Here is a 13,706-nt window from a genome sequence, read left to right as displayed (position 1 = left end):
AGGCTGATAGATCAAGCTTCGAGGCCCAATCAAGATTAACCAGATTCTCGCCCAACCTTCACAGTGTTGAGACTTTTCCCATGACTGTTCCAGCGCGTGATCATCTTAATGGCACAAGACACTGGACTGCGCGGCGCCCTCCATCCGATCTCGAACGTGCTAGAAAAGGGTCAGCGCAAGAATCGCGATCAACAGCGCGCCAATCAATGCAAGATAGAAGTTGAGGTTGCCCGACTGCAATGCGCGCAGTCGCTCGGCACACCATTCGACCACGTGGGTTGCGGGCGTGAACAGATGCCGGTCGAAAATGTCGGTCACCTCATGAGAAAACACGAGACGCTTGATGAAATATTCCCTGACCTCGTGTTCGCGCTCCGTACTCATCGTGGGCTGATAGATGAAGCTGTAGAAGGTACGCATCGCGTTCGAGAAGGTCAGCGGGGTCGTCGCCGCGTCGCGCCCCTCCTTCATGCCGCCGTACCAGACAGCAGAGCGGCGCACCGCAAAGCGCCGCGTAACGAGCCATAGCAACGCCAACGGCAGCAGCGCCAGTAACGGCATCACGATGATCAGCTTTGACGGCGAAATGAAGGCGAATTTGTCGGTGAGCGGTACCAGCAGCCAGCCCGCCACCATGGCGTGTGGGCTGTTGGCGCCAAAAATGGCCTGCGAGCCGGTGGCCAGCGCATTGAGCCAGAGCGGCGCGCCAACAGCGACGGCAAGAATGCAGATGCCGAGCACGCCGACGGCTACCGTCCAGCGCCGCGGGATGGGCCGCACATAATCCACATCGTTGATGCCGAGCAAGCCAAGACCCAGGAGCTTGACGAACGTCGCGAGAGAAACAGCGGCCGCCAGCGCGAGCCCCGCGCCCGCAAGCACGAGCGCCAGGCGCCCGGTAAATGCCGAGAGGTGGAACCCCTGAAAGACTGTCTGAAAGACATACCACTCACTCACGAACCCGGCCTGCGGCGGAACGGACGCGAGGCTCATACCGGCAAATACTGCCCCCAGGCCGAACAGGAACCCTGCCCGCTTGATCCATCCGCGCTGGATGATGTCGTACGTATCCGACGACGCGTGAATTCCGTCTGCGGCAAGAAATAGCGCTCCTTTCGACAGCGAATGCCCGGCGAGGTGTAGCAGCGCGACCGTCCATGCAAGGCCCGCGAGTTCGTTCAGCTGGTCGCTGCGGAATAGCGCTGTCACACCGAGCATCGCCACAGCAACCGAGGCGTTCTCCGCGGAGGAATAGCTGAGCAAGGTTCGCCAGTCGTCCTGCTGGAACGCAAAGAGGATAGCCAGGATCGCACTGACCACGCCCACCGCAATCGCCACGATGCCAAGGCCCGCAGCGGCCGAGGTGTCAGTGGCCATGCCAAGCCAGCTATTCCATCCCCGACTCAGGGCAAAATACGCCGCGTTCAGGACGACGCCTGAAAAAAGTGCGCCGGTCGCACCGCTTCCTGCACCGTACGCACGTGGAAACCATTCATAGAAAGGCATCAGTCCCAGCTTCGCACCAAAGCCGATCAGCAGGGCAATGCCGGCAGTCCAGGCAAGCGGACCGGAGATCGCGGCGGCATTCAGCTCGAACCGGTCAAACGCGGGAGAACCTGCGGCATGTCCGAGGAGCAGCACGCCGAACAGCAACGCGACCGCCCCCACTTCCAGTAGCGCCAGCATGAAAAGCACCGGCTTGCCGTCGCCGTCGCTGGCATGCTCGCCTGCGAGCATAAGCGCTCCGCCAAGACTCATCACCTCCCAGGCGACCAGCATTGACATGCCGTCCTGAAGACCGAACACCCCGAGCGCCCCGAGCAGACTGAAAGCCGCCCCGGCCGTCCAGATCCCCGGGCGCCTGCCGAGTGGCGAGCCCAACCAGCACGCAAAGGCAGCGGGTACCAGTCCGAATCCAAAAAGCCACAGCGCCGCCGGCGGCAGCGCAAATGTCACGGCCTGCGATGCAAGCGAGATTTTCAGGTTTGCGCCTTCCAACGCCTGCGGCAACGCCACCAGGCATCCGGCGACTGCCACCGCGCAGCCAAGCGTCAGCAGTGCGCGAGCCACAAGCGGGAGCCGGATAAACAGCGAGACGAGCGCCGCGAGGCCCCAAAGGACGGCAGCGGCTGCTATCAGTTCAGCGCTCAAGGCGTCCTCCTTTCATACGCTGTTGCGCCCGGTGAAGCACCATCAACAGCGCGTGGATGATCGCCGCGGGATTCGGCGGACAACCTGGCAGATAGATATCCACCGGCAGGACTTCATCGAGTCCATTGCCGCATGCATAGTTGCCGCCAGAAACGCCGCCTGACACGGCGCAGGTGCCTGTTGCGATGACCCACTTCGGCTCGGGCATCGCTTGCCAGGCTTCGAGCAGCGGCCCCTTCATGGCCTGGGTCACTGGACCGGTCACCAGCAGCACGTCCGCAAAGCGCGGCGATGCCGTGAAGAAAATACCCAGCCGGTGGAGGTTATAGAACGGGTTGTTCAGTGCCTGCAACTCCGATTCACAGCCATTGCACGAGCCTGCATCCACGTGGCGTACGTGAAGGCTACGGTGAAACGGGCGTCTGTCCTGAGCATCGGCACGCGGCTCGGGCAGTTGGGCACGCGGCGCGACCCAATGCAGATCTTCGCGACGCGCAACACCCACCGCCCAGTCATCCGATGGCATGAACGCACCGGTCGGACAGACCTCCGTGCAGCGCTGGCACACGATGCAGCGGCCCCAGTCCACGTCTGGCGCGGCGGGTGCCTGCGGGATGTCTGATACGTCCCGCCCGGCATCGGTTGTCACGTCGCCGGCGCCCTCGCCCGCTGCGGCCGGCCGAACGGCGAACGAAATAGCATGCGTGATGCAGACTTCAGCGCAGGCGCCGCATCCGGGCCGGCAACTCGCCGGATCGTAGCGCGGCATGCCAAGCAGGTTCTCCTGGCCGTGCTCCTCCCCCTTCAGGGGCCATTCGGTACTCGCATTGCCTGAATGCAGACCGAACCAGGTCCATAACGACATACGTGCCCTCGCCTATCGTGCACAACCCGCGATGGTCAAGCCGAAACTTGCCTCGTTGATTGCGTAGTCCATCATGTTGCTGTCGTTGGCCGTGAACTGGAACGCGTTCCAGTTCGAGTACGAAGCCGACTTGATCTTCACGCGCGCGATGCGGGCGTCACCGTCGAAGTGCACCGCATAGAGCACGGTTCCGCGTGGCGATTCGGCCCACCCGAGACCTTCCACATGCGGCAGGGGCACGCATGGCGCGACGAGCGCCCGGTCATCGACGCCGTGCTGCATTGCGCGCTCCAGCAGCTCGACGCTTGCGCGCAATTCAGCGATACGCACCTTCATTCGTGCGAACGCATCGCCGCCCCCGTGCGTCGCCACAACCGGCGGCAGCTCGTCGTAGGCGGCGTACGGGTGATCGCGCCGAAGGTCGCGGTCGATGCCTGAGGCGCGCTCGATCGGGCCTGAGGCGCCCTGATCGAAGGCAAGCTGCTGGCTCAGTGGCGCTGTGGAGATCAACCGGTCGACGTGGCTCGTTGTGCGCTCGATGAGCGAGATGTAGCGATCGAATTCTCCGCGTAATGCAGCGAGCCCCTCGGCGACCGCCAGCATATCCAGTTCGCGGCGCACACCGCCAGGACAGATCACACTGCGCAGAAAGCGGCTTCCGCAGGCGCGTGCGTTCATCTGCTTGGCCCGCTCTTCCAGCAACTTGCCTTCGGCTTCGCCGACCTTCAGGGTGGTCGTGTGACAGAGATGACCGAGATAATGAAGATGGTTGTAGATGCGCTCGAGTTCGGCGGCAACCACACGGATCCATCTCGCGCGCGGCGGCGCTTCGCATCCGGCTGCATCTTCCACGGCCTGCGCAAAAGCGAGCGCATGGGCGACGCTCCCGACGCCGGACACCCGTTCGGCCACAAGAACGCCGCCCATGGCGTCCTGCGACTCGAACTGCTTTTCCATCCCGCGATGCTTGAGGAACAGGTTGGGCTGGTAGTGCAGGATGCCTTCGCCGATGTAGTAGAAGATGAACTGGGCGGACTCCAGCACGTCTGCGCGGATAGGACCGAACGGCAGCAGCTGCACATGTTTGCCCGAGACCTGTGGCAACGATGGTGCCTTGAGCTCGCGATGCGCACGGGGCGGCATGTTGCCGACGGGCCGCAGCGGCGACTGCTCAAGCGACAGCATGCCAGCAGTGACCAGCCGCTCGGGCTGGGGATGGCCAGAGAACTCCAGGCCGCTCAGTTCCATCATCTCGCGCTCGTACCAGCCGAGCAAAGGTGACTTGCCTGCGAGACTGGGTACGGCAGCATCGCCTGGCCGGACCTGCCATCCGCTGAACGCCCGCTGGCCTGACACTGTTGCGATGTAGCGAAGTTCCGGCGAGCCATCCGGTTCCGGAAACCAGGCGTATGCCATCTGCATCCGCCCACCCTGCGCCAGCAGGTCGTCGATCGTCTTTCCAAGCCGGGGCGCCTGAAGCGGTTGCAGGCTGCAATTATTCATCGAGCGCTCCTACCAAGATCCGCGGCCACCGTTTCGAAGAAATGCCAGAGTCCTTGCGGCCACCACAGTCCCAGTATCAGAACAGGCAGCAACGCCAGCCACATCGGCACCGTCATCCATAGACTCGGCTGCATGCTCGGCGAGACGGTTGCGGGCAATGCTTCGCCAGCTTCCACGGCATCCGATCTTCGCCCTTGCGGTGGAGGCGTGTGCCGCTGCGCATTGGGTGCGGCAAAATACATGAGCCGGAAGTGGTTGAGAAAACCAATGAAGATCACGATGAGCAAAACCAGCAGAACGTACACCGCCCAGGCATTGGGCGTGGCGAGTCCAGCTCGCATCAGCGTGAATTCACTCAGAAATAGCCCGAATGGCGGTGCCCCGGTGATCGCAATCGCGCCCGCCAGCCACAGCGCACCCGTGACCGGAAAGCGCGTCCAAACGCCCCGGATCTCATCAATGTCCTTGGTGCCGAACAGACGCATTACGTTGCCCGCGCCAAAGAACATCAACGACTTGTTCAGCGAATGATTCAGCATGTGGTACATCACCGCTGCAATCGCAAGCGGCCCACCGAAACCAAATCCCATCGCAAGGACGCCCATGTGCTCAACACTTGAGTACGCCATCAGTCGTTTGATACCGCGCTGACGCACGATGAAGAGGGCCGCCACAAAAAGAGAGAAAGCGCCGAATCCGACCAGAACGGTTCGCGGCAGCAACGACGAGCTGGCGGCATCCGTGATGGTCAAAAAGCGCGCGACGCCCAGCATCGCCGTATTGAGCAACGCGCCCGAGAGCATCGCGGACACCGGTGCCGGACCTTCGCTGTGTGCGTCGGGTAGCCACGTATGCATAGGCGCAAGCCCGGCTTTCGTGCCGTATCCGACGAGCACAAGCAGAAACGCCATCTGGATGAGTGCAGGATTCATCCGCGGTGCCGCGTGACGCAGCGTATCCCACGTGATGTCGTAAGTCGGTCCGATCACGAGACTGCCGGCCCAGTAGAACAGCACGGTGCCGAGCAGTGCAAGGCTGATACCCGCCGAGACGACAATGATGTACTTCCAGGCTGCTTCAATCGCTTCCTGCCCCCTTTCGAATCCAACGAGAAAGGTGCTGACCAGTGTCGTGAGCTCGATCGCAATCCAGTACACACCGATATTGTTCATCAAGGGACCACAGACCATGGTCGCCGCAAACAGGGCAAAGAGCGCATAGAACTGCGGCAAGCGGTCATGTTCCTCCGGAAGCAGTCTCATGTACCCGATTGCATAGATCGATGCAAGAAAATAGACCACCGCCGTGCATACGAGGGTCCATGCGCCGAGCGCGTCGACCAGCACATAGCCGTTGAGAAACTCCTGTGGACCATTACGCGTGAGCGCCAGCACCAGTGTCGCGCACAGACAGACCACGGCAGCCGCCAGATTCACGTATTCCCCCACGTGATTCATGCGGATCACCACGCTGAGGATTGCCGCGACAACTGGCGCGGCAACGATGGCGATGAGCAGTCCAGCAGTCATGGTCATCCCACCAGCCTCCGCAGTTCGCGGCTACTCGTACTCCCAACCTGGGCGACCAGGTAGCGCACCAGCACGCCAAAGCACACGACGATGACCAGCAGATCGAACAGCAATACGAGCTCTATCAACATCGGCATGCCCGGCACAAGAATCTGCGATCCGAGGAAAATTCCGTTTTCAAGAATCAGCAGGCCCAGAACCTGACTGATCGCCTCCTGCCGCACTGCCAGCATCAGGAATCCGATCAGTTTCATCGACAGCATGACGGTGAGCGCCAGAACGACGACCGTTCCTCCGAACCCCAGGACGTTGCCCAGATGGTTCGAGATCACGAAAGCGAACAGCACGAGAAGTGCGCCAACCACCAGACTCGAGCTGGGCTGCAGGACGACGTGCAGTTCGCGCTCGACTTCCAGACGCACGATGATCCGCCAGATCAGGTATGGCAGCAGCATGCCCCGAAATACAGCCGTGAGCACCGCGATGAAGTAGAGCTCGTGGTAATTGCCGTAATAACCGACAGTGCCGGATAGCAATGCAATCAGCCACGACTCGGCAGTGAACGCGAGCAGATAGTCTTTCAACCAGCGCGAGCCGAGCATGACGAACGCGAATAACAGGCTGCCAATGGCGAGCAGACTGAAAAGCGATGCTGCAAGAGGACTTAGATGGGCGAGTAGCATTGGTCACCTTAACTGGTTCGCAGCAATAGCGAGCACCGCCAGCATGAACGATGCGGCAAGCGGCTCCTGATACCGGAAGAATCGCAGCCTCGACTGCGCGGTCTCGACGATCACGACCGCGACGACGACGACCAGCATCCGCACAAAAAGTCCTGCGGCTGCCCCAGCGGCGCCCAGCGCGGTGCCATGTTGCGATAGCCCCCACGGCAACGTCAGCACGTTGCAGAAGATGGTGTAAAGGATGAACTGCTTCATCATGGAAGCCCACTTCAGCAGCCCCAGCAGAGGCCCGGAATATTCAAGTATCCGGGCCTCCTCGATCATGTACACCTCGATATGCGTACTCGAATGGATCGGTAACCGGTCCGTCTCAACCAGTAGCAGTACGAAGAAGGCGAACACGAGAAACAGGTGAGCGGGGCTCCAGTAGACTGAGGGATTCTGCACCAGCAGATGGTTGACGACGAAGGGCAGCATCGCCTTGGCAAGCAGTGTGATGCCCACGAAGACAAGGATGAGCGTGGGTTCGGCCAGGATGCCAAGCATGACCGACCGGGAAGACCCGATGCCGCCGTAGGCGCTCCCCGAATCGAGACCCGCGAGCATGATCGCAAACGAGCCGAGCGTGAGAATGAGACCCCCGCCCAGGATGTCGCCCATGTCGGACAGGGGCAGCGGAAAGTCGGTGAGCACAGGAATGAGGATTGGCACCGTCAGCATGCAGGTGAAGGCAAGCGGTGGTGCGACCCAATAGATCCATGAAGCAGTCTCGGGAACCACGAGCTGCTTGTGAAAGAGCTTCCAGAGGTCGCGGTAAGGCTGGAAAATCCCGGGGCCGCGCGCGCGCTGTATCCGCTCTTCCCATTGCAGGATGAAGCCCTGCAACAACGGAGAAAGGACGATGACTGTAATAACCTGCGCGATCTGCAGGAGGATGTCGCGCAGGCTCACATGTCCTCCATCGCATGACTGGATGGAGTCGCGCTGTTCCTGCGGCGTTCAGAAAATTGGTAACTGATAGCGCATCCCATTTTTTGCGTCTTGTTGGCGTTTGCACGCCCGGGATGGCATCGAGTCAGAAGCCGGCGAAATAATGCCTACCGGCCCGGCACATCCGGGACCTGGTAGGCATCATCAGCCGTACAGCGTCTGGTGAGCGCTTAACGGCGGTTTGGGAGGAATGCCATCTCCACAAGGTGTCGCGTTCCCAGTATAGGTGACACATCGCGATCTGAACACCCTTCGCTTACGTTCCTTGCGTGTTTCTGTGAAACAGTGAGAACTTCTTCGGATGGTGCTGCGGATCGTCCTCACCGAGCAGCCCGTATTCGACCGGTGTGCGCGTGTAAAAAACATGCACATGCTCGGCCTTGACGACATCGAGCAAACGCTGCGACTCGTCGTCCGTCACGGCGAGAATAATCTGAACAGGCTGGTCATTGAGCTTGAGCATATGCGCGGCGTGATGCGCACCCGCGTGACCAATGCCCTCGCTACCACTGATAACCGTTGCACCGTGAATCCCGAGCTCCCTGACTTCGTGGAGCAGCCATTCGCAGATAGTTCTGTGTCCGTGCCTTTTGTTCTGTTCGGTATAGAAAGTGAGTAAGAAACCGTTCATGCGAACCTCCCTTGACGGGCGGCCTCCGTCGCCGGGGGCGCGTCATGAGACCATGAAGCCGGGCGCCATGGATGCGGCACCCATCGTCCCCGGACCCGATTTCATTCTAGTGCACGTTGGCCTCGACAGGTGAATTGTGCAATGCACTCAAAGGGTTACCGATACATCGGGTCTTGCTCATGCCTCACCGGGGATGGGCAAAAGCCTTTGGTCCGACAAACATGGCGTCACTTCCGAGCATTTTCTCGATTTCGAGCAACCGGTTGTACTTCGCCACACGCTCGCCTCGCGCAGGCGCACCTGACTTGATCTGCCCGCAGTTCAGCGCAACGGCGAGATCCGCGATGCTCGTATCTGACGTTTCGCCCGAGCGGTGCGACACAAGACAGGTGTAGCCTGCGCCGAACGCCATCTGTGCGGTATCCATTGTTTCCGTGACGGTGCCAATCTGATTAAGCTTGATCAGGATGCTGTTGCAGCAGCCTTCTGCAATGCCGCGTTTGAGGAATTTCCGGTTGGTGACAAACAGGTCGTCCCCGACAATCTGTACCTTGTCCCCCAGCTCCTTCGTGATGGTGGCGAATCCCGACCAGTCACTGTCGGCCAGCGGATCTTCGAGCGAAACCAGCGGATACGCATCCGTCCATGATTTCCAGTAGCCGATCATCTCGGGGGTCGCGAGCGTGAGCTTGTCACGCGTGAGGTGATAAGCGCCGTTTTCGTAAAACGAACTTGCAGCCGGGTCCAGCCCGATGGCGATGTCTTCGCCCGGCCGATAGCCTGCACGTTCGATCGCACGCATGATGGCGTCCATCGCCGCGATATTTGAGTCAAGCTGAGGGACGAACCCGCCCTCATCGCCGACGTTGGTCGACACCCCCATCTCCGAGAGAACAGCGCGCAGCGCGTGATAGGTTTCCGCGCCATACCGATACGCCTCGCGAAACGTCGGGGCGCCCAGGGGCACGAGCTTGAATTCCTGCACATCGGGTCCGTTGGCCGCATGCTTGCCACCGTTGAGCACATTGAACATTGGCACCGGCAGCACGTGAGCGTCCGCTCCGCCCAGGTACTGGAAAAGCGCAAGCCGTTGTGACTGTGCCGCGGCTCGCGCACAGGCCAAAGATGCTCCGAGGATCGCGTTTGCGCCGAGCCGGCTCTTCGATTCCGTGCCATCGAGTTCGATGAGCGTGTCGTCGATTCGGCGCTGGTCCAGGGCATCTAGCCCCTTGAGCGCGTTGGCGATCTCTCCGTTGACGTTGGCGACTGCCTTGAGCACCCCTTTTCCACCGTAACGCGACGCGTCACCGTCACGAAGTTCAACCGCTTCGAATTCACCGGTGGATGCCCCCGAGGGAACGGTTGTCTGCGCGAATGTGCCGTCGTTAAGCGTCACGGTCACTTCGACCGTCGGATTTCCACGGGAATCGAGCACCTCGTCTGCGATGAGCGCGGCGATCTGGGGTTGGTTGGTCATAATTTCTACTCCATCAGACGGCACGGCCGCCGGGTTAAAGAATGTTGGACTCTGCCGGATGCGGCAGATCGAGAAAGCACCGTCCGAGCGGCCGGACATCGGTGTCGAACCAGTAAATGAGGGGAACTCCGTTTGGAATATCGAGATGCGCAATCTCTGCGTCGGGGACACTGTCGAGTACCTTCACGAGCGCGCGAAGGCTGTTGCCGTGCGCGCAAACCAGGATCCGCATGCCCGAGCGGATTGACGGCTTGAGCATTTCTTCCCAGAATTCGCCAACGCGCATGGTTGTGTCGCTTAGCGACTCCGTGCGGGGTAATCGTGTGGACAAAACATTTTTATACCGGCGACTGAGAGTAGGGTCACGCGGATCGTCCATGGGCATGGGGAGCGGTCTCGCGCGAAATGAACGGCGCCACTCCAACACCCGTTGCGACCCGTGCGCCGCAATGACTTCCGCGTGTGTGTGCCCTGTGAGGTCGCCATAGTGGCGCTCGTTCAGGCGCCAGTCCGTGAAGACAGGCAACCATGTCTGATCAAGCGCCTCGAGCATCAGCCACTGCGAACGGATAGAACGCTTGAGCACCGATGTGAAGGCCAGGTCGAACTCCCATTTCTCCAGTGCAAGCATCTCGCCGGCGTGGCGCGCCTGCTGCTCACCTTGTGCCGTCAGGTCGATGTCCGTCCATCCTGTGAAGCGATGCTCCCGGTTCCATACCGATTCCCCGTGGCGCACCACCACGAGTGAAAACGCGCCCCGACGCTCACTGTGCGGTGGTCCGGCGACACGCGCCGCGTTACAGGACGTGCCCGGTACAGACGCGTTCATGGGCCGGTCCCCGGGACAAGCGGGCAGCCATCAGCAGATGTGAGTCTTTGCACACGGACGCACCGCGCGAGGAGCGTGTGAAAACTGGAACTGGTCTTCAGGACCATTACGCGTCTCCCGCCGATTCAGCAGGTTCACCAAGCACCTCGAATTCCACCGGGCAGCGTGTATAGAAAAGCCGCACACCGCCTGTGCGCAGGCTGTCAAGCAGCGCATCCACCTGTGCGTCCGGCGCTGCGACCATCACGGCGACAGGTTGATCAGCGAGTTCAAAAAAACGTGCCGCATGATATTTGCCGTGGGCATCGATCCCTTCACTGATCTCCGTGACCGTCGCTCCGTGAATGCCCGCTTTGGCCACTTCGTCAAGGACCCAATCTACGATGGTTTTATGCGACTTGCGATGGCCCTGATTGGCTGCGTACAGCGTGAGCTGGCTACCCTTCATGTCGGCACCCTCCGTTAAAGCCGATGGTCCGGCAATCATTCCGTCGGTAAAAGGCAACCGGTGCGCGCAGGCGCGATGACGCCGCGCGACCATGGATCGCCAGAGGGCTAAACCGACAAGCTGATATGAGCAGAAACATCGAAACCAGACCTGAAAAGATTCTTCAAATCCGGGTAGCAGGACGCTGGGGGATAAGCCTACAGCTCCTGAACCAGGAATCCGTAGGCATCATTAGCCGGCTAAGCGGCGGTTATGGGAGGAATGCCATCTCCACTTTGGCAGTGTAGCATGATGCGGATGGGTGACGGTGATGCATCATGAACTGTCAACATTATTCGGACCTAGGGCTTCTGACATGCCATTTCCTGTGCCCCCGGCCGTCGCTGAGTCACTTCTGGCTATCGCACTTGGCGGCGCTGCTGGATCGCTGATCCGATGGCGTCTCGGACTTTTACTGAATGGCGTTCACCCTGACTTGCCCATCGGCACGCTGGTCGCCAATCTGAGCGCTGGCTTTATCATCGGCGCGTCGATCGCCTTCTTTTTGAAACACCCCGCCCTGTCCAACAACTGGAAGCTGTTCGTACTCACCGGGCTGATGGGCGGACTGTCGACCTTTTCGACTTTTTCTGCGGAAGTCACCTCCCACATGCAGCAGGGGCGTTTTGGATGGGCGCTTGCCGAAATCTTCGTCCACGTCGGTGGATCCGTGCTCATGACAAGCCTTGGTCTGTTCGTTATTTCGTCACTGACGACGTAGCCAGAATGCACCACCAGGAGACGCCAAAAACTTCGCTAGGTACCCGCCCGGGGACGCTGCGCAAGTGCTTCGGTGATCGTTCCAATCTCCGCGCGCAACGCCTGCTGGAGCAATTCGTAATCGAGTACGAAATCGTCGCCGAGCGGACCGTAACCTGACAGTGAGGACGGCGACATCTCCTCGAGCGCAATATCGAGAAACTGCAGGTCTACGGCCAACGCGTGTGAGGAGAGAACCTTTTCGGCGGGCAGATCCAGACCCCACCTTGAGCCAAACGTATCGAGCTGCCGTCTGAACCGTGCGACGCCTTCCAGCACTGCAGCGAGACCCGCCTGCGGGACGTCAAGTTCATACCGGTAAAACAGCCGGCTCGTGCGCGCGACTCCGCAGGCGGCCTGCGTCTTAGCGAGCAGTTCGTCGAGATAAACAAAATGCGCAGCAAGGGCGCGGCGCACACTCGTTTCTACCCCGTTCATTGCGTTCTCCCTCTAGTCCTGCACTCCCGACCGGCATTGCGTAGCCCACGCGCGCCTTCCACACTCGCGAAGCCCAGATCAACACCCGCGAGCGGTCCCGCCGACGAGGCGATACCCAAGCGCCAGCGATAACATTTCCCAGCCCGTGCACCACCCCGCCGCGGCGATCAATGTGGCAACGCCCTCTCCCGTGTCCACGCCTGCGCTCTCCGGCAAAAACGTCGCTAGATAAGTCGAGAGCTGCTGATCCAACGTATCAAGCAGGGCGAGCTCCCCGTCTACTGCGCAAACGTCGGATGTAGAAACGCCGATCGCCTCGCGGCCGACCGGCAGCGCGTCGGCCGCATGCCTGCGGCACAAGGGGCCCGTCGCCAGATGGACGCATGTGCCGCAAACCAGGGGGGACCAGCGGTCGTACGTGTCGTTCAGGAGCGAACGCAATCGCTCCAGGCTTTGCGGCAATGCAAGCCATTCGCGTCGAATCAGTCCGGCAGAATTCTCATTGAGCCCCAGCTCGCACATCGGACAGGGCTCTTCATTGCGCAACAGGTGAGCGCAGCCATCGTCTGTCGACGCGCACCGCTGCAAGATCACAGCCGCATTTCTGATCATTCGCTGGTAGAGGACAGCAGCCGCGTTCAGGCCAGCGCGGGGTATGCTTGCGCACACGGCGAGCAGGCCAAGGGTATGCCGTTCGCAGAAGCCCCACTGTTCTACCGTGCTGGCCAACATGCTGTTCCTGCTTGCAGAGGGCTCCCGGATAAAACGTCTGAAAAATGCGAGCTCACCATCGGAAAAGGGCTCGCACGGCAACAGGGTTTGCGTCATATCGCACCCTTCGGGCATAAAAAAGCCTACGCAGCGCGACAGGACACGCAGGCGTAGGCATCATCAGCCGGCCATCCCGGCGGTTCGATCGGAGGTATGCCATCTCCGTCAAGTTACAGGCAGTCTAGCAGGGATATCGCCAGGAAGTCCGACGCTCGCGACGCTGCAGTGCCTCGGGAAATCCCGCAGGTGGCCTATGCGGCACCGGGGGACAACAGATCGTGCAGACGGCAATTGCGCAATCGTGCCGGCGGTCATAGAATCAGAATATTGATGCGGAGATGGCATTCCTCCGAGCCAACCGTCGCACCCCTGCGACTGATGATGCCTACGGTCCCCGGACGGGAACGGTAGGCGCATTTCTGGCGTCCCCGTCCGGGCTTGCGCGTTTTTTTCTGCGGGCTCGGCATTCGATGTTCCGTTCCAATACCGCCGCTGCGAGTGTCCGTGCGTTCAATCAGACGAACGCCAGCGCATACGTTCGCGTTGAGCCGCAGCCATCTCAGGGTGGCGACGCGTGAACGCCGCTTTGACAT

General features: G+C 60.6%; 13 protein-coding genes and 4 riboswitches. Of the genes, 1 reads left to right on the top strand and 12 read right to left on the bottom strand.

All coding sequences use genetic code 11. From position 1 onward, the window contains the following. Positions 1 to 159: 159 nt before the first annotated feature. The 10 genes from D0B32_RS29000 to D0B32_RS28955 form a co-directional block, all read right to left on the bottom strand. Positions 160 to 2,151, bottom strand: coding sequence for a proton-conducting transporter membrane subunit (locus tag D0B32_RS29000; protein WP_117337772.1), 1,992 nt, complete (start codon positions 2,149 to 2,151; stop codon positions 160 to 162). Continuing rightward, positions 2,141 to 3,016, bottom strand: coding sequence for an NADH-quinone oxidoreductase subunit NuoB (gene nuoB / locus D0B32_RS28995; RefSeq protein WP_117337771.1), 876 nt, complete (start codon positions 3,014 to 3,016; stop codon positions 2,141 to 2,143). Before nuoB ends, D0B32_RS29000 begins: the two co-directional genes overlap by 11 nt. 12 nt (positions 3,017 to 3,028) lie before the next feature. Further along, positions 3,029 to 4,519 carry a nickel-dependent hydrogenase large subunit gene (locus D0B32_RS28990; RefSeq protein WP_117337770.1) on the bottom strand — a complete coding sequence of 497 codons (1,491 nt, stop codon included), beginning with the start codon at positions 4,517 to 4,519 and terminating at the stop codon, positions 3,029 to 3,031. After that, entirely contained in the window at positions 4,516 to 6,054 is a 1,539-nt protein-coding gene (locus D0B32_RS28985) for a proton-conducting transporter membrane subunit (RefSeq protein WP_259295202.1), read from the bottom strand. Before D0B32_RS28985 ends, D0B32_RS28990 begins: the two co-directional genes overlap by 4 nt. Then, complete coding sequence (locus D0B32_RS28980; protein ID WP_259295201.1) at positions 6,051 to 6,650, bottom strand: hydrogenase; 600 nt, start codon at positions 6,648 to 6,650, stop codon at positions 6,051 to 6,053. The genes D0B32_RS28985 and D0B32_RS28980 overlap by 4 nt, the downstream gene beginning before the upstream one ends. Positions 6,651 to 6,734: 84 nt before the next feature. Next, the gene (locus D0B32_RS28975; protein WP_117337768.1) at positions 6,735 to 7,682 is read right to left on the bottom strand and encodes a respiratory chain complex I subunit 1 family protein; all 948 of its coding nucleotides are present in this window, start codon (positions 7,680 to 7,682) and stop codon (positions 6,735 to 6,737) included. A 167-nt stretch (positions 7,683 to 7,849) separates the two neighbouring features. Further along, positions 7,850 to 7,931, bottom strand: a riboswitch (Fluoride riboswitch). Between the two features lie 46 nt (positions 7,932 to 7,977). Beyond that, a complete protein-coding gene (locus D0B32_RS28970) occupies positions 7,978 to 8,352 on the bottom strand; it encodes a DUF190 domain-containing protein (RefSeq protein ID WP_117337767.1) in 375 nt (124 codons plus the stop codon). A gap of 184 nt (positions 8,353 to 8,536) precedes the next feature. Beyond that, a complete protein-coding gene (eno, locus tag D0B32_RS28965) occupies positions 8,537 to 9,829 on the bottom strand; it encodes a phosphopyruvate hydratase (RefSeq protein WP_117337766.1) in 1,293 nt (430 codons plus the stop codon). Between the two features lie 34 nt (positions 9,830 to 9,863). Then, a complete protein-coding gene (locus D0B32_RS28960; protein WP_117337765.1) occupies positions 9,864 to 10,658 on the bottom strand; it encodes a 2,3-diphosphoglycerate-dependent phosphoglycerate mutase in 795 nt (264 codons plus the stop codon). 106 nt (positions 10,659 to 10,764) lie between these two features. Then, complete coding sequence (locus tag D0B32_RS28955) at positions 10,765 to 11,106, bottom strand: DUF190 domain-containing protein (RefSeq protein WP_117337764.1); 342 nt, start codon at positions 11,104 to 11,106, stop codon at positions 10,765 to 10,767. A 215-nt stretch (positions 11,107 to 11,321) separates the two neighbouring features. Next, positions 11,322 to 11,387, bottom strand: a riboswitch (Fluoride riboswitch). A 74-nt stretch (positions 11,388 to 11,461) separates the two neighbouring features. Here D0B32_RS28955 and crcB point away from each other — a divergent pair. Then, entirely contained in the window at positions 11,462 to 11,866 is a 405-nt protein-coding gene (gene crcB, locus D0B32_RS28950; RefSeq protein ID WP_117337763.1) for a fluoride efflux transporter CrcB, read from the top strand. A 35-nt stretch (positions 11,867 to 11,901) separates the two neighbouring features. Here the strand turns inward: crcB and D0B32_RS28945 are convergent, their stop codons facing one another. Continuing rightward, positions 11,902 to 12,342 carry a hypothetical protein gene (locus tag D0B32_RS28945; protein WP_117337762.1) on the bottom strand — a complete coding sequence of 147 codons (441 nt, stop codon included), beginning with the start codon at positions 12,340 to 12,342 and terminating at the stop codon, positions 11,902 to 11,904. Positions 12,343 to 12,420: 78 nt separating this feature from the next. After that, positions 12,421 to 13,170, bottom strand: a complete 750-nt coding sequence (locus tag D0B32_RS28940; protein WP_117337761.1) for a hypothetical protein — start codon at positions 13,168 to 13,170, stop codon at positions 12,421 to 12,423. Between the two features lie 47 nt (positions 13,171 to 13,217). Next, positions 13,218 to 13,286, bottom strand: a riboswitch (Fluoride riboswitch). Between the two features lie 152 nt (positions 13,287 to 13,438). Next, a riboswitch (Fluoride riboswitch) is annotated at positions 13,439 to 13,508 on the top strand. Positions 13,509 to 13,706 lie beyond the last annotated feature (198 nt).

The sequence above is a fragment of the Paraburkholderia sp. DHOC27 genome, from assembly GCF_003429005.1.
GTDB lineage: Bacteria > Pseudomonadota > Gammaproteobacteria > Burkholderiales > Burkholderiaceae > Paraburkholderia.
The sequence above is the reverse complement of the archived record's forward strand: the minus strand, read 5'-3'. Positions and strand labels throughout refer to the sequence as shown.